This is a genomic window from Pseudonocardia yunnanensis (assembly GCF_039534065.1).
Classification (GTDB): Bacteria; Actinomycetota; Actinomycetes; order Mycobacteriales; family Pseudonocardiaceae; genus Pseudonocardia; species Pseudonocardia yunnanensis.
In genome coordinates this window covers 495,138-517,639 of record NZ_BAAAUS010000024.1, presented here as the reverse complement: position 1 = coordinate 517,639, position 22,502 = coordinate 495,138, and the positions used below count along the sequence as shown (strand labels likewise).

23 protein-coding genes are annotated in these 22,502 nt (G+C 70.0%); 13 read left to right on the top strand and 10 right to left on the bottom strand.

Annotated elements, in window-relative coordinates:
- Window positions 1-14: 14 nt before the first annotated feature.
- The 5 genes from ABD743_RS24075 to ABD743_RS24055 all read left to right on the top strand — a co-directional run bounded on the left by ABD743_RS24075 (window position 15) and on the right by ABD743_RS24055 (window position 5,458).
- Window positions 15-956 (top strand): LysR family transcriptional regulator, encoded by a 942-nt coding sequence (locus ABD743_RS24075; protein ID WP_344724419.1) that lies wholly within the window; start codon window positions 15-17, stop codon window positions 954-956.
- 84 nt (window positions 957-1,040) lie between these two features.
- Window positions 1,041-2,333, top strand: coding sequence for an FAD-dependent oxidoreductase (locus tag ABD743_RS24070; protein ID WP_344724418.1), 1,293 nt, complete (start codon window positions 1,041-1,043; stop codon window positions 2,331-2,333).
- 73 nt (window positions 2,334-2,406) lie between these two features.
- Window positions 2,407-3,753: an MFS transporter gene (locus ABD743_RS24065; protein WP_344724417.1), complete on the top strand. Its 1,347-nt coding sequence runs from the start codon at window positions 2,407-2,409 to the stop codon at window positions 3,751-3,753.
- Window positions 3,750-5,030, top strand: a complete 1,281-nt coding sequence (locus ABD743_RS24060; RefSeq protein WP_344724416.1) for an aconitase X — start codon at window positions 3,750-3,752, stop codon at window positions 5,028-5,030. The genes ABD743_RS24065 and ABD743_RS24060 overlap by 4 nt, the downstream gene beginning before the upstream one ends.
- Window positions 5,027-5,458 (top strand): aconitase X swivel domain-containing protein, encoded by a 432-nt coding sequence (locus tag ABD743_RS24055; RefSeq protein ID WP_344724415.1) that lies wholly within the window; start codon window positions 5,027-5,029, stop codon window positions 5,456-5,458. The genes ABD743_RS24060 and ABD743_RS24055 overlap by 4 nt, the downstream gene beginning before the upstream one ends.
- Before the next feature lie 14 nt (window positions 5,459-5,472).
- Here the strand turns inward: ABD743_RS24055 and ABD743_RS24050 are convergent, their stop codons facing one another.
- On the bottom strand, window positions 5,473-6,045 hold the full coding sequence (locus ABD743_RS24050) for a TetR/AcrR family transcriptional regulator (RefSeq protein ID WP_344724414.1): 573 nt from the start codon (window positions 6,043-6,045) through the stop codon (window positions 5,473-5,475).
- A 100-nt stretch (window positions 6,046-6,145) separates the two neighbouring features.
- Here ABD743_RS24050 and ABD743_RS24045 point away from each other — a divergent pair, with 100 nt between their 5' ends.
- Entirely contained in the window at window positions 6,146-6,883 is a 738-nt protein-coding gene (locus tag ABD743_RS24045) for an SDR family NAD(P)-dependent oxidoreductase (RefSeq protein ID WP_344724413.1), read from the top strand.
- A 43-nt stretch (window positions 6,884-6,926) separates the two neighbouring features.
- Here the strand turns inward: ABD743_RS24045 and ABD743_RS24040 are convergent, their stop codons facing one another.
- From ABD743_RS24040 to ABD743_RS24030, 3 genes are all read right to left on the bottom strand, one after another.
- Entirely contained in the window at window positions 6,927-7,175 is a 249-nt protein-coding gene (locus tag ABD743_RS24040; protein WP_344724412.1) for a non-oxidative hydroxyarylic acid decarboxylases subunit D, read from the bottom strand.
- A 61-nt stretch (window positions 7,176-7,236) separates the two neighbouring features.
- On the bottom strand, window positions 7,237-8,661 hold the full coding sequence (locus tag ABD743_RS24035; protein WP_344724411.1) for a non-oxidative hydroxyarylic acid decarboxylases subunit C: 1,425 nt from the start codon (window positions 8,659-8,661) through the stop codon (window positions 7,237-7,239).
- Between the two features lie 48 nt (window positions 8,662-8,709).
- A complete protein-coding gene (locus tag ABD743_RS24030; RefSeq protein WP_344724410.1) occupies window positions 8,710-9,300 on the bottom strand; it encodes a non-oxidative hydroxyarylic acid decarboxylases subunit B in 591 nt (196 codons plus the stop codon).
- Between the two features lie 180 nt (window positions 9,301-9,480).
- Between ABD743_RS24030 and ABD743_RS24025 the strand changes: the two genes are divergently transcribed.
- From ABD743_RS24025 to ABD743_RS24015, 3 genes are all read left to right on the top strand, one after another.
- Window positions 9,481-10,374, top strand: a complete 894-nt coding sequence (locus ABD743_RS24025) for a helix-turn-helix domain-containing protein (RefSeq protein ID WP_344724409.1) — start codon at window positions 9,481-9,483, stop codon at window positions 10,372-10,374.
- Window positions 10,375-10,539: 165 nt separating this feature from the next.
- The gene (locus ABD743_RS24020; RefSeq protein ID WP_344724408.1) at window positions 10,540-11,046 is read left to right on the top strand and encodes a MarR family winged helix-turn-helix transcriptional regulator; all 507 of its coding nucleotides are present in this window, start codon (window positions 10,540-10,542) and stop codon (window positions 11,044-11,046) included.
- Window positions 11,047-11,413: 367 nt separating this feature from the next.
- Window positions 11,414-12,376, top strand: coding sequence for an NmrA family NAD(P)-binding protein (locus ABD743_RS24015; protein WP_344724407.1), 963 nt, complete (start codon window positions 11,414-11,416; stop codon window positions 12,374-12,376).
- On the opposite strand, the gene ABD743_RS24010 is transcribed toward ABD743_RS24015, so the two are convergent.
- The 6 genes from ABD743_RS24010 to ABD743_RS23985 form a co-directional block, all read right to left on the bottom strand.
- Entirely contained in the window at window positions 12,364-13,542 is a 1,179-nt protein-coding gene (locus ABD743_RS24010; RefSeq protein WP_344724406.1) for a hypothetical protein, read from the bottom strand. The two genes, ABD743_RS24015 and ABD743_RS24010, sit on opposite strands and share 13 nt — an antisense overlap.
- A 94-nt stretch (window positions 13,543-13,636) precedes the next feature.
- The gene (locus ABD743_RS24005) at window positions 13,637-15,304 is read right to left on the bottom strand and encodes a thiamine pyrophosphate-requiring protein (RefSeq protein WP_344724405.1); all 1,668 of its coding nucleotides are present in this window, start codon (window positions 15,302-15,304) and stop codon (window positions 13,637-13,639) included.
- A 70-nt stretch (window positions 15,305-15,374) separates the two neighbouring features.
- Entirely contained in the window at window positions 15,375-16,079 is a 705-nt protein-coding gene (locus ABD743_RS24000; protein ID WP_344724404.1) for an alpha/beta fold hydrolase, read from the bottom strand.
- 2 nt (window positions 16,080-16,081) lie between these two features.
- Window positions 16,082-16,357 carry a muconolactone Delta-isomerase gene (locus ABD743_RS23995; protein ID WP_344724403.1) on the bottom strand — a complete coding sequence of 92 codons (276 nt, stop codon included), beginning with the start codon at window positions 16,355-16,357 and terminating at the stop codon, window positions 16,082-16,084.
- Between the two features lie 47 nt (window positions 16,358-16,404).
- A complete protein-coding gene (locus ABD743_RS23990) occupies window positions 16,405-17,541 on the bottom strand; it encodes a cobalamin-independent methionine synthase II family protein (RefSeq protein WP_344724402.1) in 1,137 nt (378 codons plus the stop codon).
- A gap of 53 nt (window positions 17,542-17,594) precedes the next feature.
- Window positions 17,595-18,266: a GntR family transcriptional regulator gene (locus tag ABD743_RS23985; RefSeq protein WP_344724401.1), complete on the bottom strand. Its 672-nt coding sequence runs from the start codon at window positions 18,264-18,266 to the stop codon at window positions 17,595-17,597.
- A gap of 150 nt (window positions 18,267-18,416) precedes the next feature.
- Between ABD743_RS23985 and ABD743_RS23980 the strand changes: the two genes are divergently transcribed.
- From ABD743_RS23980 to ABD743_RS23965, 4 genes are all read left to right on the top strand, one after another.
- On the top strand, window positions 18,417-19,160 hold the full coding sequence (locus ABD743_RS23980; RefSeq protein ID WP_344724400.1) for a PIG-L deacetylase family protein: 744 nt from the start codon (window positions 18,417-18,419) through the stop codon (window positions 19,158-19,160).
- Entirely contained in the window at window positions 19,154-19,906 is a 753-nt protein-coding gene (locus ABD743_RS23975) for a 4-carboxy-4-hydroxy-2-oxoadipate aldolase/oxaloacetate decarboxylase (RefSeq protein WP_379659202.1), read from the top strand. Before ABD743_RS23980 ends, ABD743_RS23975 begins: the two co-directional genes overlap by 7 nt.
- Window positions 19,899-21,071, top strand: coding sequence for a DODA-type extradiol aromatic ring-opening family dioxygenase (locus ABD743_RS23970; RefSeq protein WP_344724399.1), 1,173 nt, complete (start codon window positions 19,899-19,901; stop codon window positions 21,069-21,071). Before ABD743_RS23975 ends, ABD743_RS23970 begins: the two co-directional genes overlap by 8 nt.
- A gap of 68 nt (window positions 21,072-21,139) precedes the next feature.
- Window positions 21,140-22,483, top strand: a complete 1,344-nt coding sequence (locus ABD743_RS23965) for a Rieske 2Fe-2S domain-containing protein (RefSeq protein ID WP_344724398.1) — start codon at window positions 21,140-21,142, stop codon at window positions 22,481-22,483.
- Window positions 22,484-22,502: the final 19 nt, after the last annotated feature.

Genomic DNA, 22,502 nt, shown 5'->3' with positions numbered 1-22,502 from the left:
TTATCGTCCGAAGTGTGGCGAGGCCCCCCTCTGCCCGACTGGCGAACCTGGACCTGAACCTGCTGGTCGCGCTTCGTGAGCTGATCCGCGAGCGAAACGTCACCCGCGCCGCGGCCCGGATCGGCGTCTCCCAGCCCGCGGCGAGCGCTGCACTCTCCCGGCTGCGCCGCCACTTCGACGACGAGCTGCTCGCCCGCGGCCGGGGCGGGTACGTGCTCACCCCGCTGGCGATGCAGCTCGCCGACCAGGTCGAGGCGGTGTGCGCCGCCGCCGAGCGGCTCTTCGCCACCGGCACGTCCTTCGAACCGGGATCCACCCGGCGCGAGTTCACGCTCCTCATGGCCGACTACACCGTCGCGGTGCTGGGCAGGCGGCTGGCGGCCGAGCTGGCCACCCGTGCTCCCGGTGTCGATCTGCACGTGCGGCTGGTGCGCGAGCACTTCTCGACGGACGCCGCGACGATCGTCCGGCTCGTCGACGGCATGATCGCGCCGCCGGTGCGCGGGTTCGACCTGCCTGGTGTGCGGTCGGTGGAGCTGTTCACCGACCGCTGGGTGTGCGTGGTCGACGCGGCCAACCCGCACGTAGGCCACACCCTGAGCCTCGACCAGCTCGCCGCGATGTGCTGGGTGGCACCCTTCCAACCCGACCGCGGCTTCCCCGGCGCCGCGCCCATGAGCCGGCAGCTGACCCGCTTCGGAATCCAGCCGCGGATCCGCGTGCGGGTGGAGAGCTACCAGGCGGTGCCGTACTTCGTGGCCGGCACCGACCACGTGGCGTTGCTGCAGGAGCGGCTCGCCGGGCAGGTGGCCGAGCGCCTCGGCCTGCGGGTGCTGCCCTGCCCGGGGGAGCCCGAGCCGATCGTGGAGAAGTTCTGGTGGCACGCCGACCTCGACGGCGACCCGGCCCACCGCTGGTTCCGCGAGGCGCTCGTCACGCTGGCGGCAAAGCCCTGACCTAGGCCTATAGGTCCGATTGATGGTCCGGCAGGCTGAATCTCTATTTCCGGCGCCCGTCGCCTGCTGCCTAGCGTGTGATCCATGCCGCACGCGCTCACCGACCTGAAGGTCCGGACCGTCACCAAGCCTGCCGGGTCCGTCGGGCACGACGTCGACGCGGACGTCTGCATCATCGGCGCGGGCATCGCGGGGCTCTCCGCGGCCGTCGAGTCGGCCCGGCTGGGGCGGCGTGTGGTGCTCGTCGACGCGCTGCCCGTGCTCGGCGGCCAGATGGTCAACTCGCTGATCGGGCTGTTCTGCGGCGTGTTCGGCAACGCACCGGAGCACCGCAGGCTCACCCACGGGATCTTCGACGACATCTTCCGGGACCTGGAGGCCACCGGCGACCTCTACTACCGCCGCCACCACACCACCGTCGTGGGATACGACGAGGTGGCGCTCGGCCGCTGGGTGGAGAACACGGTGGCGGGGCTGGGCATCACCGTCATCACCGGCGCGGTGCTGGCCGGCGTCACCCGCGACGACGAGCGCGTCCGGGCCGTCCGGCTCGGCACCCGGTACGGCACGGTCGAAGTCACGGCCACCGGGTTCGTCGACGCCAGCGGTGACGCCTCGCTGGCCTGGGAAGCCGGGCTGCCGTGCCGGCTGCCCGAGCGGGAGATCTACGGCTCACAGCAGCTCGTCGTCGAGAACCTGGACGAGGGCCAGCGGCCCGACCCGCAGGACCTGGCCGCCCGTGTCTCGGAGAAGGCCGAGCAGTACGGGCTGCTGCGCCGCGACGGGCTCGCCTTCTTCTTCCCCGGCCGCGGCATCGCGGTGCTCAACATGACCCACATCGAGGCGCCGCTGGACCCGATGGGCGCGTCGCGGGCGCAGCTGCAGGGCAAGGTGCAGGCCGACCGGGCGGTGGAGCTCCTGCGCGCCGAGTACCCGGAGGTGTTCGGCAAGGCCCGGGTGCGCGCCTACGGCTTCCCGGGCAGGCGGCAGACGCGCTGGGTGCAGGCCGTGCACCAGCTGACGCTCGAGGAGGTGCGGGCGGGCACGCGCTTCCCCGACGCGGTCGCGCGCACGGCGTGGCCGATCGAGCTGCACGACAGCCCACAGGGCTACGTCTGGGAGACCTTCGGCCCCGACCACGTCCACTACGTGCCACTGCGCTCGATGACGCCGCCCGGCGTGCACAACCTGGTCGTCGCAGGCCGTTGCGTCGACGGGGACGCCGCCGCGCTCTCGAGCATCCGCGTGATGGGCCCCTGCGCGGCGATGGGCGCCGGAGCGGCCCACGCACTGGCGCTCGCCGGCGTGCACGGCAGCGTCCACGAGGTCGACCACGCCGAGCTCGCCGGCCGGCTGTCCCACAACCTCGACGGCTGAACCGACTCACGGACGGTCCGAAGCTCGAGAGCTTCCCGTCCTGACGCTCCCACCACTTCCCAGGAGGCCGGCGATGACGCTGTCCGAAGTCCGACGCACCACCATCACCGAGGCCGACGAACGGAGATCCGCCCGCGGCGGAGCGTTCTCGATGTTCGTCGACAGCTTCGACGTCTATCTGCCAGCGCTGGTGCTGCCAGCGGCGATGGCCTACTTCATGCCGGCAGGCCTACCGGCGGAGATCCGCGCGACGATCACCACGCTGCTCTTCACGGTCGGGCTCCTGGGCCGTCCGATCGGCAGCGTGCTGCTGGGCAACCTGTCCGACCGGATCGGGCGCAAGCGCGTCACGATGATCAGCGGCTGGGCCTTCACGATCCTCACCCTGCTCATGGGGCTGATGCCCGGCTACGCGCAGTGGGGCTACGGCGCGATCGTCGTGTTCGCCGTGCTGCGGCTGGTGGGCGGCATCTTCCTGGCGGGCGGCTACGCGGCGCCGATCCCGCTGGCGCTGGAGCAGGCCCAGGTGTCGCGCCGGGGCCGCGTCGGCGGCCTCATCGCCATCGGGGCACCGGCGGCCCTGCTCGTCATGAACGCCCTGCTGCTCGGGGTGCTCGACGGGGTGCCGGAGGAGGGCTTCCTGACCTGGGGCTGGCGGATCCCGTTCTTCCTCGGGTTCGTGCTCGGCCTGGTGTACCTGTGGCACTACCGCAAGGTCGTCGAGGACGAGTCGGTGTACGAGGAGCGCCGGGCCACGGCCCGGCGCCAGCCCGTGGCCGAGCTGTTCATCGAACACCGCGCCCTGATCACCAGTGTCTTCCTGTTCACCTGCGGCTACTGGTTCGCGACGCAGATGTCGGTGTCCTTCCTCCCCACGCTGCTCGTGCAGGTGCTGGGTCGCAGCGCGCAACTGAGCTCCACGCTGGAGATCGTCTCCTCCGTCGTGACGATCGGGATGATCATGCTGCTCGCCGCGGTGGGGCAGCGGATCGGGCGCCGCGCACTGCTGATGCGCTGGGCGCTCGTGATGACCGTCGTCGTCGCCGGGGCGTTCCTGCTGCTCGCCGTCACCGGGCGCGCCGGTGCGCCGGACTGGGTGGTGGGGCTGCTGTACGTGATCGCCAAGGTGATCCCCTCGGCGCCGCTCGGGGTGATCCTGGTCTACCTCAACGAGCGGTTCCCGGCGTCGGTGCGAGCAAGCGGCTACGGCATCGGCTACATGTTCGGCCTGGTGCTGCCGGGGCTCTACAGCTTCTGGCTGCTGGGGCTCAGCGCGATCATGCCGTACGAGTACGGGCCGATCGTGCTGATCGTCGGGGGCGGGTTGCTGATGTTCGCCGCGGTGCGCAAGGGCCCGGAGACGAACCCCGTGGCAGGCCCGGCCGCCGTGGCGTCCGCGCCGAAGGAGACCACCGGATGATCCTCACCGACGACGAGAAGGCCATGCGCGACGGCGCGGAGGGCCCGGCCGTCGCGGCGGCGATGGACCTGCTGATCCGCTACGGCGAGGCGCTGGACGCCGAGCGGTTCTGCGACACGCGCAACGTGGCCGGCACCACCACCCAGCCCTCTCCCGCCAAGGCACGGCTGGTGGCCGAAGGCGGCTGGAACAAGGCGTTCGCGGTGATCAACCTCGACTGCGACGAGCCGCTCGAGATCCCGGACATGAAGGTGCCGACCTGCCAGCTGCAGCACGGCTTCGGGCCGGACTCGGTGGGCACGGTGCCCTACCCGAAGGAGTTCGTGGAGCTGCAGACCGACGCCGAGGCGTTCTACGGGCGGCGTGGGGTCAACATCCTCGCCACCTGCACGCCGTACCAGGTGGGGAACCTGCCGGTGCGTGGCGAGCACATCGCCTGGATGGAGTCCTCCGCGGTCGTCTACGCCAACTCCGTGATCGGCGCGCGCACCAACTGCGAAGGCGGCGCCTCCACCGGGGCCGCGAGCCTCACGGGCAAGATCCCGTGCTGGGGCAACCACCTCACCGAGAACCGGCACGGCACGCATCTCGTGCACGTCGACGGGCCGGTGCGCGACTTCATGGACTGGGGGATGCTCGGCTACTTCGCGGGCGGCCTCGTGCAGGACCAGCGCCCCGTGGTCGTCGGCGAGTACGCCCACCCGGACCTCGTCGACCTCAAGCACTTCGGCGCCGCGGCCGCGTCGTCGGGCGGGGTGGAGCTCTACCACCTGCCGGGCATCACCCCGGAGGCCCCGACCGTCGAGGCCGCATTCGGCGCTGGACCCGTGCCCGAGGCCGTGCATTACGGGCCGGCGGAGCGCCGCGCGATGTACGAGACGCTCAACGACCAGGGCTCGTCCACGGACGTCGACTTCGTCCTGCTCGGCTGCCCGCACGCCTCGATCGACCAGATCAGGGCAGCGGCCCGGGCGCTCGACGGGAAGCGGCTGCACTCCGGGACGCAGCTGTGGATCATGGCGCCCCGCGCGCTCAAGGACGTGGCCGACCGCAGCGGCTACACCGCCGTGATCGAGGCGGCCGGAGGGAAGATCCTCGCCGACTCCTGTCCTGCCATGTCCCGCACCGCGCCTGCCGGCACCAAGGTGTTCGCCACCGACTCGGCGAAGCAGGCGCACTACCTGCCCGCGATCCTCGGCATCGAGGCCTGGTTCGGGACGCTCGACGACTGCGTGGACGCGGCCGTCACCGGGCGCTGGAGGGGAGAGCTGCGATGACCCAGGAGACGCGCGCGCCGTTCGTGCTGCGTGGGCGCACGGTCGTGCCGGGCGTGGTGGAGGGGGAGGCGCTGGTCTCGCACGAGACGATCTCCGGCTGGGGCGGGATCGACCCCGCCACCGGCACCATCGTCGAGCGCCGCCACGAACTCCACGGCGTCTGCTTCACCGGCAAGATCCTGGTGTTCCCGGGAGCCAAGGGCTCCTCGGGCTGGTCCGGGTTCTTCCAGACCACCCGCCTGCTCGGCACGGCGCCGATCGGGATGATCTTCACGGTGACCACCACCAAGGCCGCGCTGGGCGCGGTGGTCACGCGCGTCCCGGCGGTGACGGACCTGGATCAGGACCCGGTCACGGTGATCCGCACCGGCGACCATGTCCGGATCGACGCCGGACGCGGCATCGTCGAGGTGACGCCCGCGTCCTGACGCCGAGCGGCGTGTCAGCCGCCCGCTGTGGCAGGAGCGGCGCGCAGCCCGGCGAGAGCGAGTTCGAAGACCCGCTTGCGTTGGGCGTCATCGACGTATTCGACGGCGCTGATGCCGGAGATCATGCGCAGGATGTCGTCGATCGACGGCACCGGGGACGCGACGCCGGCTCGCTGCGCGCGTTCGAGCAGGGGGCCACCGGCGTCGCGCATCGCCTTGCGGCATGCCTGAAAGCTGTCGGTGGTGCGATTGAGTGCGTCGGCCAAGGCGAGCTTGGTGCCGATGTAGTCGACGAAGCGGCGCAGCCACGTGACGAGTGCGTCCCACGGCTCGAGGTCGTCGAGCCGGCCGGCCGTGCGGCACAGCGCGTCGACCTCGTCGCGGTGGACCTCCTCCACGAGGTCCTCGCGGGTGGGGAAGTTGCGGTAGAGAGTGGCGATGCTCACCCCGGACCGCCGGGCGATGTCCTCCAGGGAGGCGTGCGCGCCGTTCTCGGCGAACGAGTCCCGGGCCGCCGTGAGCAGGGCGTCGAAGTTGCGGCGGGCGTCCGCACGCCTCGGGCGCCGCGACGGGAGGGCGGGCTCCATCTCACCTTCCAGGATTGACAAGCGTAGGACCCCTACGGTTAAAGTCGAGGGGCACTCTCAGTTCGGAGTCTACGTGTCATGACACAGGGAAACGGGGAGAATGTCCGCCGAAACGATCGCTCTGGTCACGGGTGCCAACAAGGGCGTAGGCCTGGCCACGGCCCGTCAGCTGGCCGAGCGTGGCCTCACCGTGCTCCTCGGGAGCCGGGATGCCGAGCGCGGCGCCGGGGCGGCCGGGGAGCTCGCCGAAGCCGGGATAGTGGTGCGGCCCGTGGAGATCGATGTCAGCGACGACGCGTCGGTCGACAGGGCGGCCGAGTTCGTCGGCCGGGAGTACGGCCGCCTGGACGTCCTGGTGAACAACGCCGGGGCTCTCGTCCGCAAGCAGGCGACCGCGGTGTCGGCCGATGACATGCGTCTGGAGTTCGAGACGAACGTGTTCGGATTGGTCCGGGTCGTCCACGCGATGCTGCCGCTGCTGCGCAGGTCCCCGGCGGCGCGGGTCGTCAACGTCTCCAGCGATTCCGCCATGTTCGCCAAGGCCACCGAGAAGGGCTCGATGTTCGCCCGCTCGCACGAGTCGTTCGCCTACTCCGCAACGAAAACTGCGGTGAACATGCTGACCGTCAAGTACGCCAACGCGTTCCTCGACGATCCGGAGCTGGCCCATGTGAAGATCAACGCGGTGACACCGGGCTACGTCGCCACCGATCTGAACGGCTTTCGTGGCGTGCGCAGCACGGACGAGGGCGCCCGATCCTCGGTGTACTGGGCCACTGTCGGCGACGACGGCGAGACCGGCGGATTCTTCGACGACAACGGCCCGGTGCCGTGGTGAGGCGGCGGGCCTTCGGCCGACGGCTTCCACGGAATCGCGGTGATCATCGGCCGGTGGTGCTTCGCAACGGCGCGACGGTGGGCATCGCGGGCGCGTTCTCCATGTCCTCGGCAGTCATCCTGAAGGCCTCGGGATACGCGTCGCGCCGGGTGCGGCGGGCGGGTTCGCTGGTGCGCCACATGTAGAGGCACTGTCGGCACTGCAGGACGTCCCAGGCGCCGGCGACTGGTGAGGAGAACACCGTCTCGACGGTCTCGTGTGCGCAGCGCGGGCAGATCGTGGTGTCCGCCATGGCGGCACTTCCTTCCGTGAAGGCGGGTCGGTGAGAGCGGAGCCGGGTCCGGCCGGCCGGGTCAGCGTCGCGCGGCCAGCTGTTGCAGCTTGGTGACCCACGTACCCATCTCCGGCAGGTCGCTGACCTGGGTGCTGTAGTGGCCGCGGTCGTCAGGAGCGATCGGCGCGGTGGCGTCGATGACGAGCTTGTCGATGATGCCGGGCGTCCGGGCAGCCGGGTCCAGCGCCACCACCGACAGGTTGGGGATGCGGATCAGGTCGTCGGCCGGGTTCATCCGGACGGACAGCGCCCACATCACCTGGGGCAGGTCGAAGGGGTTGACGTCCTCGTCCACCACGATCACGGTGGCGGCGTACCCGAGGCCGTGCGGTGTGGTCAGCACGCGCATGCCGACGGCCTTGGCGAAGCCGCCGTACCGCTTCTTCGTGGAGACGATGACCACGAGGCCGTGGGTGTACATCGCGTTCACGGCCTGGACTTCGGGGAAGTCGGCCGTGAGCTGCTTGTACAGAGGTACGCACGTGTTGGCGGCCATCAGGTAGTCGATCTCGGTCCACGGCATACCGAGGTAGAGGTGCTCGAAGATGGGATTCGTGCGATAGGAGATCTTGTCGATGCGGATGACGGGCATCCTCCGGCCGCCGGAGTAGTGGCCCGTGAACTCGCCGAACGGGCCCTCGATCTCGCGCTTGCGGCCCTCGATGACGCCCTCGATGACGACCTCGGATCCCCACGGCACCGGCAACCCGGTGAGCGGAGCAGCCGTGACCGGGGCGGGCGCGCCGCGTAAGGCACCGGCCAGGCCGTACTCGTTCTCCTCGTACCTCAAGGGGGTGGAGGCGACGATGGAGATCACCGGGTCGTTGCCGAGGGTGATGGCGACGGGCAGGTCCTCGCCCCTCTCCTCAGCCTTACGCAGGTGCTGGGCGATGTCGTGCATCGGCACGGGCTGCAGAGACAGCCTCGCCTTGCCCATGACCTGGATGCGGTAGATGCCGACGTTCTGCTTGGCGCTGTCGTCCGGGTCGTCGGGGTCCTTCGAGACGGTCGCCGCCTTGTCGATGTAGAAGCCGCCGTCGCCGTCGTTGAGGCGGACCAGCGGGAGCACCTCGAAGATGTCGACGTCGTCGCCGTCCATGGTGTTCTCGGCCCACGGCGGGTTCTCGCGCCACTCGGGCTCCACCGGGAAGTCCGTCCAGCGCCGGATGAACTCCTCGATCTGCTCCCTGGTGCCCGTCTCCTTGGGCAGGCCCAGCGCCAGCGCGTGGTTGGCCCACGAGCCGTGAACGTTCATCGCGATCTTCGCGTCGGTGAAGCCGGTGACGTTGTCGAAGAGGAGGGCGGGGGCCGCCTCGCCCAGGCGCGGGGCGGCGTTCGCGGCGGCGGCGATGTCCGGCTCCGGCATCACCTGCTCGGTGATCCGCAGGAGCTGGCCTTCCTTGTCGAGGGTGTCGAGGAAGCTTCGCAGGTCGTCGTATGCCATGGGGGGTCCTTTCACAGGTCATCCGGCTCGCACCGGCACACGCAGCGGCTATGCGGTGGGACGGAGTTTGCGAGCGGGCCGCATGCCCTCCCACCGCTTGGCGGCGGGCGCGGGCAGATCGAACTGGTCGAGGATCCGGGCGGTGATGTGGTCGACGATGTCGTCCACCGACCGAGGGTGGTTGTAGAAGGCCGGCATGGGTGGCAGCAGCTGTACGCCCCGGCGGCTGAGCGCGAGCATGTTCTCCAGGTGGATCTCGCTCAGTGGGGTCTCGCGCGGTACGAGAACGAGCTTGCGCCGTTCCTTGAGGACCACGTCAGCGGCGCGGACCACCAGTCCGTCGGCGTATCCGGTGCGAATCCCGGCGAGCGTCTTCATCGAGCACGGCACGATCACCATGCCGTCCGTTGTGAAGGAGCCCGAGGAGATGGCTGCGCCCTGGTCCTCGGGTTGGTAGGTGGCGTCGGCGAGCGCGTTGACCTCGGCGAGGCTGCGACCGGTCTCCAGCTCGATCGTGGCCCGGGCCCAGCGGCTGACCACCAGGTGCGTTTCCACCTCCGGTATCTCGGCCAGGTTCTCCAACAGCCGGACGCCGAACACGGCGCCCGTCGCGCCTGTCATGCCCACGATCAGTCGCACGGTTCACGACCCCCTCGGTTTCGTCGGATGAGGCGAGCAGGCAGATGACGCGGACAGTTTCGGTCATCGTGCTGTCGCGGCGGACCGTGATCACGGCGATCTGTGCGCGCCGTGGCCGCTTCCGTCGCTCTTGACGCTAGATGCCGGCCGGCGTCAGAGGTCGTAGGCTGGAGACAGATCATGGACAGAAACGGACACGCCGACGTCACGAAAGTCCCTTATCGGACTTCCGCGGGCGCCCCGCCGGGTGTGGAGGTTCTCGACTTCACCGGCCTGGCCGAGCGCGCCCGTGGTCATGACGTGGACCCGTACGCCCCCAAGCGGCTGGCCTTCCACGAGCTCATCACGGTGCGCTCGGGCACCCTGCGCTGCTCCGTGGACTTCACCGAGCACGAGCTGAGCGAGGGTGCCTGGATGTGGGTGCGTCCCGGCCAGATCTACCAGCTCTGCTCGCACCTTCACTCGGCCGAGGGCGCGGTCGTGCTCTTCGAGCCCGGTTTCCTGAGCCGCGCCACCGTGGACATCGCCCGCGTCGACCAGCCGGCCGGGCAGCAACCACTGATCCCCACTGGCGCAGATCAGGACAAGGTTCGGCGCGTGCTGGATCTGCTGGAGAGCGAGTTCCGCGGGCTGGCGGATCTGTCTCTCGAGTCCCACATCGAGGTCGTCCGCCATCTGCTCGCCGTCCTCGTCCTGCGCCTGGCTCATGTCCAGGGCGTCCAGGCTGGGGACGACGCGAGCGGCAACGAGGCATTCCGCCGCTTCCAGAAGGCGGTGGAGCGAGACTTCTCGCGAACTCATCGCGTGGCGGACTACGCGAGGGGCCTGGGCTACAGCGTCCGCACCCTCACCCGAGCGACACGTACGGCCACGGGGCGCGGCGCCAAGAGCTTCATCGACGACCGGGTCCTTCTCGAGGCCAAGCGTCAGCTCGTGCATACCGATGCGGCCGCCGGCGCGATCGGCGAGCGACTCGGTTTTCCCGACGCCGTCGTGTTCACCAAGTTCTTCCGACAGCGCGCCGGAGAGACCCCGACCGCCTTCCGTAACCGCGCCAGGGGTGCGCCGGCATAACGGTGGATTTGCCTGTGCGGGCCGGCATCGGCCAGAAGGGCGCAACCGTCGCGGACGGCCATAGCGTCATCACAGTGGCGCACCGTCTATTCGCGACGTACCCACTAAACTTCCCGCGAAGGGTGGCTGTGTTCGGCCCCTGAGTGGAGCCTGAGGAGGCATCAGATGGTCGCCCGGGCCGAACGGAACAGCATCGACACCACCATCACCCCCGACCTCGGGGTGCTGGCTGGGCGCCTGTTGTTCGCCGTGCAGAACGAACTCTTCTCGACACTGGCGGCGAAAGGCTTCGGCGACCTGCATCCCCGGCACGGCGCGGTGATGGCCTATGTAGAAGCTGCCGGTGTCCGGGCGACGGAGCTGGCCCGGCTCTCCGGTCAGCACAAGCAAGTGGTCGGCACCGTGATCGACGAACTGGAGGCACTCGGCTACGTCGAGCGCAAGCCCGACCCTGCCGACCGCAGAGCCAAACTGGTCTGCCCCACGGAGCGTGGGCTGGAGCAGATGCGTACCGCCGAGAAGATCATGACGTCGATCCAGGAGCGGCACGCGCTCCGCCTCGGACACGACGCGTTCACCCGGTTCAAGGAAGCGCTGATCGACGTCACCGAGCATCAGCGCCGGCATCAGGCTCGTCAGCGCGACGGAGATTCTGCGGCACATTCGGATTAACTGCCCGTCGTGATCTTTTCGGCCAGATTGACTGTAAACGGTCGTTCATATGATGATCGCCGTTTTCGATCGGGCGGTCGGCTTCGAAAACTTGCCCTCGTCGCGGGCATTGGGCTACCGTGGATTCAGTAATAAACTGTGACTATCAAGATATGTGATCGCTCGCGCACCGCCGCCGATGGCGTCGCGGAGCGCATGGCAGAGCCGCCCAGTTTCGCGAGACCACGTCGCACAGCATCCGTACCGCACGGCGAGGAGAACCCCATGGCTCTGAACCTGATCGAGGAGCGATGAAGAACTGCCGGAACGTGGATTGCCGAAGCTCGCGCGATTCAGTCACTTCACCTGAGGCGCAGGAGCTCGCTCAATGTCAGTCCTGGTAATCGGTTCGACCGGAATCGTCGGACCGCATGTGGTCCGGGCGCTGCGTGCTCGTGGCGTGTGCACCCGCGTCTTCACCAGAGACCCGCAGCGCGCACTGCGGCTGTTCCCTGACGGGGTCGATATCCGCTGCTGTACGCCACATCTGCAGTCCTCGCTGCTCGACGCGGCCGACGGGCTCGACGCGGCCTTTCTCCTCACACCCCATGATCCCCGATCGGCCGACATCCAGTTGGAAATGATCCGGGTGCTACGCCGAACCGGCGTCCGGATCGTCAAGGTCTCCGGCACCACCGCGGCCGTGACGCCGGACGGGCCCGAGGCGACGCGCAGGCACTGGGAGGTCGAGCAGGTGCTGACGCACTCCGGTCAGCCTTTTGTGATCCTGCAGCCTTGCACGTTCATGCAGTTCCTGATCGACCGGATAGTGTTGCCGATCCTTCGCGACACCGGGAAGATCATCGATCCTCTCGGGCCTGCCGGCATCAATTACGTCGACGTCCGGGACATCGGCGAATGCGGTGCGGAAGCGCTCACGGATCCCCGGTGGGCGGGTCAGACCCTGGCGCTCACCGGTCCCCGTGCCGTGACCTTCGACGAGATCGCGGAGCAGGTCGGCGCCCGGATCGGGCGAACAGTGGAGACCGTGCAGCTCAACCCGTGGGAGGTGCGCCGGCAGTTCCAGAAGCGAGGCATGGCGTGGTGGGAGGCGGACCATTTCCGGGAGCTCTTCGGCCTGTTCCGGCAAGGGCTTGCCGAATCCGTCAGCCCCGACGTGGACCGCCTGATCGGACGGCAACCCATCGGACTCGACGATTACCTGCGGACGCACCCGGCGTTCGAATCGGCCGACACGATCGCCGCATGGAGGGACGCGGAGGCCTGGCCGACGGACGGTGGCGCAATCCATTCGGTGGGCCGCGAACACGGGCGCGGTCAGATGGCGTAGGGCCAGATCGTGAGGGCGTACGCGCCGAACCACGCCGACGCGAAGGCTGCCGCCACGACGACCGCCACGGCTGTGGCCCTCCGGCGCCCGGCGAGACCGATCGCGACCGGGAGCAGCAGCACGAACGCGGGGAGCAGCACCCGGAGCTTGGAGTTCATCAGGCCGTCCGTGCCCCACGTGGTGACGAGCACGAGCCCGCCGTACACGAGCAGCGGCCACGGCATCCGCATGACCACGGCCACCACGAACAGCACGACGCTGCCCACCAGGCTGAGCACGGTGAGCAGGTCGAACACGTTCTGGCTCGACGTCAGGACCTCGGCGAGCCAGCGGACGGTCGCGACGCCGCCATCGAGGTGCCAGCCCCATCCCTCCCGCTGGATCACGAACCAGCCGCCGAGGACGCCCGTGCGGACGGCGACGTAGCCGACGTAGCCGAGGGCGCCCGTGGCGGCCAGCGCCCCCGCGACCCACGGCCGCCACCCGCCGCGCCGCTGGATCACGGCGGCCAGCGCCGCCAACCCGACCGCAGCCACGACCGAGCTGCCGGTGGGCCGCACCAGCCCCGCGCCCGCTGCGCACAGCCCTGCGAGCATCCACTGCTCGCGCAGTACGCCGACCAGCGCCCACACCGCGAGCGCACAGAACAGCGCCTCGGTGTAGGTCATCGAGAGGGCGACGGCCATCGGCGAGGCGGCGAACAGGCAGGTGAGAAGCAGCCCGGCCCGCCGCGATCCGCCGGGCACCGACTCGCCGAGACGGGTGAGGCCGAACGCCGCTGCCACGCCCGCGACCGTGCTGACGAGCAGACCGGCGGCCACGAGGTTGCCGCCGGTCAGCAGGCGGGCCGCGGCGACGAGGCCCGGGTACCCCGGGAAGAAACCAAGTGGCGTCTCGGGGGTGCGGTGGCCGGTGGCGTCGACCATGTCGGCCGGGACGGCCGCGTAGCCGTGCTCGGCGATGGCGAGCAGCCAGTGGCCGTCCCAGCTCGTCAGCGCGCCGAGCAGCGATGCCCCGTCGTGTGCGGCCATCGCGGCGAGCACGCCGACCCCGGCGAGACGCACCAGCAGGTAGACGACCGCAGGGGCCAACGCGTCGAGAACCCGGCGGGCGCGCGCCACGTCGATCGAGATGGCGGCAGAGCCCGCCCCGCGCGCGACGGCCATCGTCGGGCTCCTTGATCCTCTACGGACTGCGGCGTCATTCTCGCGGATCTCGCGATCCGCGTTACCCGGCGCGCCGAGGATCGAGCCGATCAGGTCAGGCGCACTCCACATCGACAAGTACGTGCCGGCGTTCGTCCTGCACGGTGCGCAGTGCGCGCTGCAGGGCGGGCACCAGCTCCGCGCGCTCGGTGACGTGCAGGCCGAGGCCACCGGATGCCTCCGCGTAGGCGGCGAACCGGGGCGCCGGGTCCAGCCGGGCGAGCGGGGACAGCTCGGGGGCACCCGCCGCATGACCGTCCGGGTACATCCGCAGGGCCGACGACTGCACCGCGCCCCAGTGCGCGTTGGTGCACACCACCGTGAGGACCGGCAGGTGGTGCATGGCCATCGCCTGGTGGCACGCGGCCGGGTTGGCGAACATGTAGGCGCCGTCGCCGAGCGTGGCGATCACGGTGGCCGTCGGGCGCGCGAGCTGCACACCCATGGCCGCGGGAAGCCCCCAGCCGAGCCCACCGGCGGGCGGCGTGCCGAAGTACGTGCCGGGCACGGTCGAGCCGAGGATCTCGGGGGAGGCCCAGTACTCGTTGACGACGACCGCGTCGGACGGACGCACCTGTGCGAGCGCCGTGTTGAGGAACGCCTTGGTGATGGGCCCGCCGGCGGCGGACTCCGTGTCGAGCAGCCGGGCCCGCCGCTCCCGCCAGCCGCCCACGCGGGCGGCGAGGCGATCGGCCCGGCCGGGGTCGACCGCGCGCTCGGCCAGCGCTTCGGTGAGCGCAGGCAGCAGGGCCGTGACGTTCGCGGTGATCGTCAGATCCGTGCGGTGGGTGCGCATCGGGTATCGCGAGAAGCTGGGGTCGGGCCCGCACTGCACGACCACGGCGTCGGCGCGGGGAGTCGTGGATCCGGGCAGCCACGGCACGTCGAGGTCGAGGACGCAGACGACGTCGGCCTCGGCGAGCACCTCGCCGACGGCGTAACCGGCGTGCAGCGGATGGTCGGCGGGGATGTTGACGTGGCGCACCCCGCTCTCGACCACGGCGATGCCGAACCGCTCGCAGAGCTCGGCGAGAAGCGGTACCGCCCGCCGGTCGGCGCCGGCGTCGCCGGTGACGATCACGGGGAACGTGGCCGAGGCCAGGTGGTCGGCCAGCCGGGCGACGGCAGCGGGGTCCGGGTGCGCGGTGGTCGGCACGGCGGGCGCGGCGGCGTCCTGGGGGCCGAAGACCGGACCGGCCAGCACCTCCCGCGGGAGCGACAGGTAGACCGGACCGCGCGGTTCCGTGGTGGCGATGTCGAGCGCCCGGTCGACGACGTCCTGTACGTGGGCGCCGTCGCGCAGCTCGTAGTCCCACTTCACGAGCTCGCGCAGCATCCCGGCCTGGTCGAACATCTCCTGCGCCCAGTGGATCGGGGCGTCGCGGGAGCCGAGCATCGAGTGCTCGAACAGCGGTGTGCGGCCCGCGGTCAGCAGCACGGGCACCCGGCTGCGGGCGGCGTTGAACACCGCGCACACCGCGTTGGCGGTGCCGACGCTCGTGTGCAGCATGACCGCCTGCACCCGCCCGTCGCCGAGGTAGGAACCGTGGGCCATCGACACGGCGAGGTTCTCGTGGGCGCAGACGACCACGTCGGGCAGGTCGAGGCCGGAGTCCTTACGCCGGGCGTAGGCCTCCACGAGTGACGCGAAGTCGGTGCCGCTGTTGACGAAAAGCCGCTCGACCCCGCGCCGGCGCAGCTGCACCAGGAAGGCCTCGGCCACTGTCTCAGCGCCTTGTGTTGGTGTTTGCAACTCCATCGTCGCCTTCCCGGTGCAGTGCTCGGTGTGTGTTTCAGGCCGCCGCGTCGATCAGGATCTTGGACAGTGCCTCCGGAGCGGTCACCATCGCTTCGTGGCCGGTGGGGACGCTGAGCACGGGCCAGCCCGCGTTCTCGGCCCGTTCGCTGTGGGCGCGGAAGACCCGCATCCAGTCGGTGCACTCGACGAAGACCGCCGGGACCTCGTCCTGACGGCCGCTCAGCGCGAGCGGCTCCGTGTAGGTGCGCCACGGGTGCGGCGTGAGCCGTGCGGTCAGCCACTCGGTGTCGGCCTCGTCGGTGACGCCGAGCGCCTGCAGCGACCGCACCGGGATGAGCCAGCCGAAGCCGGGCCCGGCCACCGACTCGCGGTAGTGCTCGGCGACATGCGGCGGGAGCAGGTCGATGGCGGCCTCGCCGTCGTTGCCGACGAACGCGTCGAGGTACACACGCCGCCGTAGTGCCTCGGGCCTGCGGTCGGCGACACCCGTGACCACCTGGCCCGCGTAGCTGTGGCCGACGAGGACGACGTCGGTGGCGCCCTCGGCGTCGAGCAATGCGACGACGTCGGTGACGTGGGTGTCGAGGCCGACGGCCGGGCTGAGCAGGTGGGCCCGGTCACTGACCCCCGTGAGGGTGGGGGTCAGCACCTCGTGCCCCGCGGAGCGCAGGTACGGCTCCACTTTCCGCCAGGCCCAGCCGCCGTGCCACGCGCCGTGCAGGAGGACGAACGTTGCCACTGTCACTGCTCCTGTGGGTGGGTCGCGACGGGTTCGACGGTGATGTCCATCCACGGGAACATCGGCAGCGAGGACAGCAGGTCGTGCAGCTCCGTGGCGTCGGCGCACTCGTACAGGCCGATCGTCGCGTTGCGGCCCGGTACCCGCCACAGCCGCTTGAGGTTCCCGGCCGCGCGTAGTTCGTCCGCCCGCGCCCGTTCACCCTTCTTGAGGCGGCTGCGCTCCTCCTCGGGGGTCTCCGGGGGCAAGCGGTTCTCCGCGCGTACCAGGAACTCCATGTCGTGCCTCCTACGTTCGGGTGATCACAGGGGGGTCGGGACGGTGGTCACCAGAGCTTTTCGGTCGCGATGGCGGCGCCGTCGCGGAGCGAGCGGAGCTTCTCCCAGGCCAGCTCGGGCACCACGCCGCCCCAGCCGGCGAAGGTGCCGAAGCCACAGTCGGTGCTGGCGATCACCCGCTCGCGACCGACGATGTCGGTGTAGCGGAGGATGCGCTCGGCGACGAGGCCCGGGTGCTCCACGAAGTTGGTGGTGGTGTCGATCACGCCGGGCGCGAAGACCTTGTCGTCGGGGATCTTCGCCGCAGCCCAGCCTGCCCAGTCGTGGCCGTGGCGGGGGTTGGCCGCCTCGCACAGGATCGTTGCCGGCTTGGCGCGCAGCACCAGGTCGGCCACCTTCTCCACCGCGATGTCGAAGGTGTGCGGGCCCTCGTAGTTGCCCCAGCACAGGTGGATGCGGGCGCGATCGGCCGGCACGTCGCGCAGCGCGTGGTTGAGGACCTCGACGAGCACCTCGGCGCGGACGAGGAACTCCTCGTCGGAGAGCGCCTTGTACTTGTTGTGCCGGCCCATCCCGAGGTCGGGGGAGTCGACCTGCAGATCGAAGCCCGCCGCGACGATGCGGTCGTACTCCACCTTCAGCGCGTCGGCGATCGCGTTGAGGTAGGTGTCCTCGTCGGGGTAGTACTCGTTGGGCTGGAACAGCGCGACGATGCCCGGCGACGGAGCGTTCATGAACGCGGTCTCGACGCCCGCGGCGTTCATGGCGGACCGCAGCGTGGTGAGGTCGGTCTCGAGCGGCTCGAAGTTCTCGTACTCGATGGGGCCTCGGCAGATCGGGCGCAGGTAGGCCACGGTGGCCCCGGAGCGGTGCAGCTGCTCCTTGTAGTCGGGGTAGGCGTCGAGGTCGGCCGGGGTGGCGCGGGGGGCGTCGCCGATCTCGAAGCCACTCATCCGGTGGCGGATGTAGGTGGCGTAGCCGATCTTGCTCATCTCGCCGTCGCTGACGATGTCGATCCCGGTCTCGGCCTGGAGACGCACCTGGTCGTGAACGGCCGACTCGACGGTGGCCGCGAGAGCGGCCTCGTCCACCGGTTCCCCACGGTCGCTGGCGTTGATCAGTGCCAGCAGGTCCGCAGGTCGCGGCAGACTACCGACGTGCGTGGTGCGGATTCGATCGGACATGTTCCGGCCTCCTCGTCGAGTACTCGGGCAGTGCACGGTCGAGCGGTCGGCGCTCACCACTGGTGCAGGTTGGCGTCGAGCTGGTGGAGTGCGTCGACCACGCTGAGCAGATGGGCACGCATCCGCTGCTCGGCGACCTCGGGGTCGCCTGCGCAGACGGTCTCGATCACCTCGAGGTGCTCCTGCAGGCCGACCGATGGACGGCCCGGGAGCAGCGCGACGGTGTAGTGGTAACGGACACTCTGCGTGCGCAGCCGGTCGAGCATTCGGCCGGCCGTCTCGTGCCCGGACAGATCACGGATGGCGCGATGGATCTGCTGGTTGACCTGGCTGTAGGCCACGACGTCGGAGTTCTCGACGGTGGCGGCCAGCTCCACGCCCAGCTCGCGCAGCTTCCGGTGGTCGTCGGGGGTGGCCTTGACCGCGGCCTTGGCCGCGCACAGCCCTTCGACGACGGCGCGGGCCTCGGTGATCTCGACTGCCTCCTGGAGCGAGATCGGGCGCACCCTTGCGCCGCGGTTGCGCTCCCGCTCGACGATGCCCTCGTTCTCCAACTGCGCCAGTGCGGCGCGCACGGCTCCCCGCGACGCGTCGTACAGGGCGACGAGGTCGGCCTCGGGGAGTCGTTGTCCCGGGGCGAACCGGCCCTGCATGATGCCGTCGCGAACGGCGCTCACCACTACGGCGACCGCGTCGGTCGTCGCAGTTCCACCGCCTGCGGTCATGCACGTCCTCTCGCCCCGCGCCGTCCCGGTGGCCGGCGATTCCGGGGCTGAGCGTAACTGGCAACGGGATTGTTAACAATCTGGTTGCCACTTCCGAGTGGCGGAGTTATGGTCCACACCACTCGACCCCGACGCCTGGAGGAGCAGCACATGGTTCCATCCAGCCGAGACGACGGGCCGTCCGTCGTCGTGGTCAGCGCACATGCCGCTGACTTCGTCTGGCGGGCGGGCGGGGCGATCGCACGGTGCGCCGAGGACGGCGCCCCTGTCACGGTGCTGTGCCTCACCTACGGCGAGCGCGGCGAGTCCGCGGCGCTGTGGCGGTCCCCGGACGCCACGCTGGAGTCGGTGAAGACCATCCGGGCCGAGGAGTCCGCCGCGGCGGCCCAGACACTCGGGGCCGACATCATGTTCTTCGACGCAGGTGACTATCCCCTTCGTGCCACCGACGACCTGGTCGACGGGATCGTCGCGCAGCTGCGCAGGCTGCAGCCCACCGTTCTGCTCACCCACGCCGAGCGCGACCCGTACAACCTGGACCACGCGCTCACCCACGAGATCGTGCTGCGGTGCCGGATGATCGCGCAGGCGGCCGGCCTCCCCGACCGGAACACGCCGCCGCTGGGCGCGTCCCAGGTGATGGCGTTCGAGCCGCACCAGCCCGAGCAGTGCGGGTTCGTGCCCAACCGCTTCCTGGACATCTCACCGGTGATCGAGCGAAAGCGAGCGGCCATGAAGTGCATGGACGCCGCGCAAGGACATCTGATCGACTACTACGAGGACCTGGCCGTACGGCGCGGGGTGCAGGCGGTGCGCAACGGCGCACCGCGCACGGTCACCCACGCCGAGGCGTTCCAGATGGTCTTCCCCACTGTCGGGAGCACGCTGTGGTGAATCGGCCGGACGCGCACCTCGTCGTGCGCAGTGATCTCGCACCAGACGCCGACGCGGTGGCGCAACTGGGCCGCCAGGGCGTCGCCACGGTCCACGAGGCGCAGGGCAGGCGCGGGCTCCTCGGCCCGCAGATCCGCCCGGTGCAGGAGGGCGCGGTGATCGCAGGACGGGCCGTCACCGTGCTCTCCCATCCCGGCGACAACCTGATGCTCCACGCCGCCGTCGAACAGTGCCGGCCCGGTGACGTGGTGGTCGTGTCCACCACCTCGGAGTCCACCGACGGCATGTTCGGTGAGCTGCTCGCGGTCTCGATGCGCAGCCGCGGGGTGATCGGCCTGGTCACCGGCGCCGGTGTACGCGACGTCTCGGACCTGCGCCGGATGGGTTTCCCGGTCTGGACGAGAGCGGTCAGCGCGCAGGGCACGGTCAAGGCGAGCCCTGGTTCGGTGAACGTGCCGGTGATCGTGGGCGGCACCCTCGTGGAGCCGGGCGACGTCGTGGTCGCCGACGACGACGGCGTGGTCGTCGTTCCCCGCGCCCAGGCCCCGGCCGTGGCCGCCGCGGGAGAGGCGCGGCTGCGCAACGAGGCGGACAAGCGGGCCCGGCTCGCAGCAGGAGAGCTGGGCCTGGACATGTACGGGCTGCGCGCCGAGCTCGAGCGGCTCGGCGTCCGGTACGTGGATCGTGAAGAGCACACCGATGACGACAGGGACGGCGTCGTCCCGGAGGGAGCGCTCCATGGCTGAGATCGTGGCCGCCGCCGCGGCTGTGCACGCCCCACAGCTGCTGAGCCGTCCGCCCCATGAGGACCCCGCGAAGCTCGACGGCAGCACCGACGCGCTGCGCCGCTTCGGGCAGGTCCTCGACGAGACGCGGCCGGACGCGCTGGTGGTGATCGGCATCGACCACCTCGAGACGTTCTGGCTGGAGGCGGTGCCGACCTTCACCCTCATCCTCTCCCCGGAGGCCGAGGCGCACTACATGCAGAAGGAGCGCCGGATCCCGGTGCACACCGAGCTCGCCACGCACCTGCTGCACGGCGTGGTCGGGCGCGACATCGACCTCACCTACTCGCAGGAGGCCAAGCTCGGACACGCGTTCCTCACGCCGTTCGAGTACGTGCTGGGTGACCGGGACATCCCCGTGATCCCGCTGCTGGTCAACGCCTATCTGCCGCCGCTGCCCAGCCCGCGCCGCTGCTTCGCGCTGGGCAAGGCGATCGCGGAGGCGCTCGCCGACCGCCCTGAGCGCGTCGCGGTACTCGCGAGCGGCGGGATGTCGCACTTCCCCGGCACCGCCCGCTACACCGCGCCGCAGTTCTCGTTCGACGAGTGGGTGCTGCAGGAGGTGGCGGCCGGTCGCTACGAGGAACTGCTGGACCTCACGCCCGTGCAGCTCGACGAGGTGGGCGAGAGCGAGCTGCTCACGTGGTTCGTGATGCTGGGTGTGCTCGCGGGCTCCGATGGCACCGTCCCCGGTTCGCTGCTCTCCTACCAGCACCTGAGCCACCACGGCCACGGCGTCGTGCAGTTCGTGCCCCCCGTGCCCGCCGGCACCGAGCCCACTGTGGACGAGCCGCTCGCGACCCCCGTGCCCAAGTTCGGCGGCTACGAGTTCACCTCCACCGACTTCATCTACTACCGGTTCCCCGAACCGTCGAGCTTCCCGCTCAACCGGCTGCTGCACCGCGTCATCACCGACGAGGAGGTGCGCAGCGAGTTCGTGCGCGATCCTGCGAGTGTGGCGGCGCGGGCAGAGCTCACCGACGAACAGCGCGACGCGCTGCTCGCCGACGGGTTCGACAAGCTCACCGAGGTCGGAGCCCATCCGCTGCTCGCGCTCTCCGCCCGCCAAGTTGCGTTGCTGGAGCAGCAACGCCAGGCGGCTGCCGCCGCAGTCAGCACCACCTGATCCACCGATCCCACTGATTTGATCGATCCACCTGCGACACCAACCACCACTCTGGAGAGAGGCCGACGATGCTGTCAGCGCAGGACAACGAGCTCCTGACCCGTGTGGGGCCCGGAACTCCTATGGGCGAGCTGTTGCGCCGTTACTGGACGCCGGCTCTGCTGATCAGTGAAGTGCCCACACCGGACAGCGATCCTGTTCGCGTGCGGTTGCTCGGTGAGGACCTCGTCGCGTTCCGCGACACGAACGGCCGGGTCGGCCTGATCCAGGAGAACTGCCCGCACCGCGGTGCGTCGCTCTACTTCGGCCGCAACGAGGAGTGCGGGCTGCGTTGCCCGTACCACGGCTGGAAGTTCGACGCCGACGGCGCGTGCGTCGACATGCCCAGTGAGCCGCCGAACAGCGTGTTCAAGGACAAGGTGACGGCCAAGGCCTACCCGACGCACGAGTCGGGCGGGATCGTCTGGACCTACATGGGCCCGGCCGACAAGATGACGCCGTTCCGCGACTTCGGCACCGAGTCCCTCGAGCCCGACCAGGTCGCCGCCACCAAGCTGAACACCCCGTGCAACTGGGTGCAGGCGATGGAGGGCAACCTCGACACCTCCCACATCTCGTGGCTGCACCAGTGGAACGGCGTCGACGACATCCCCGACGACGGCAGCGACAAGCCCGGCTACCCGTCGAACGCGATGTCGTGGAAGTTCTGGAAGCACGACCGCGCGCCGCGCCTGGAGATCGAGGACACCTGGTACGGGTTCAAGTACGTCGGCATCCGCGACACCCCCAACGGGCACAAGCACGTCCGGATGAGCGCGTTCTGCTTCCCGTACAACACCGTGATCGCGTCGGTGCCCTTCAGCACCCAGCACGGTCTGTTCGTGCCGATCGACGACCACAACACGTGGCGCTACAGCTTCTCCACGCGGGTCAACCCGGGCCTGCAGGAGGTCGGCGGCACCAACCTCTTCGCGCTGAGCCCGTTCGAGTTCGGGCCGGCCGAGGTGGGCCGCAACGGGATCATCCCGCGGCGCTACACGGCCGAGAATGACTACGGGATCGACCGCGCGGAGCAGCGCGACGTCACCTACTCCGGCGTGCGTGAGTTCATCAGCCAGGACTTCATGGTCACCGAGTCGATGGGCCCGATCTACGACCGCACCCAGGAGCGGCTGGGCACCTCCGACAAGGCGATCATCCGGATGCGCCGGCTGCTGATGGCCGCGGCCAGGAGTGTGGCCGAGGGCGGCGAGCCGCCCGCGGTCTCTCCCGAGCTCGACTACCGCAGCATCCGTTCGGCGGAGAAGATCCTCGATCCGGACGAGGACTGGCGTGTGCTCGGCACCAGCGAGGACCCGATGGTGCAGAAGTACGACGCCGGCAACTCGCGCGTTCCGGTCGCCGGATCCTGACCCCTCGGCCGCCGCCCCG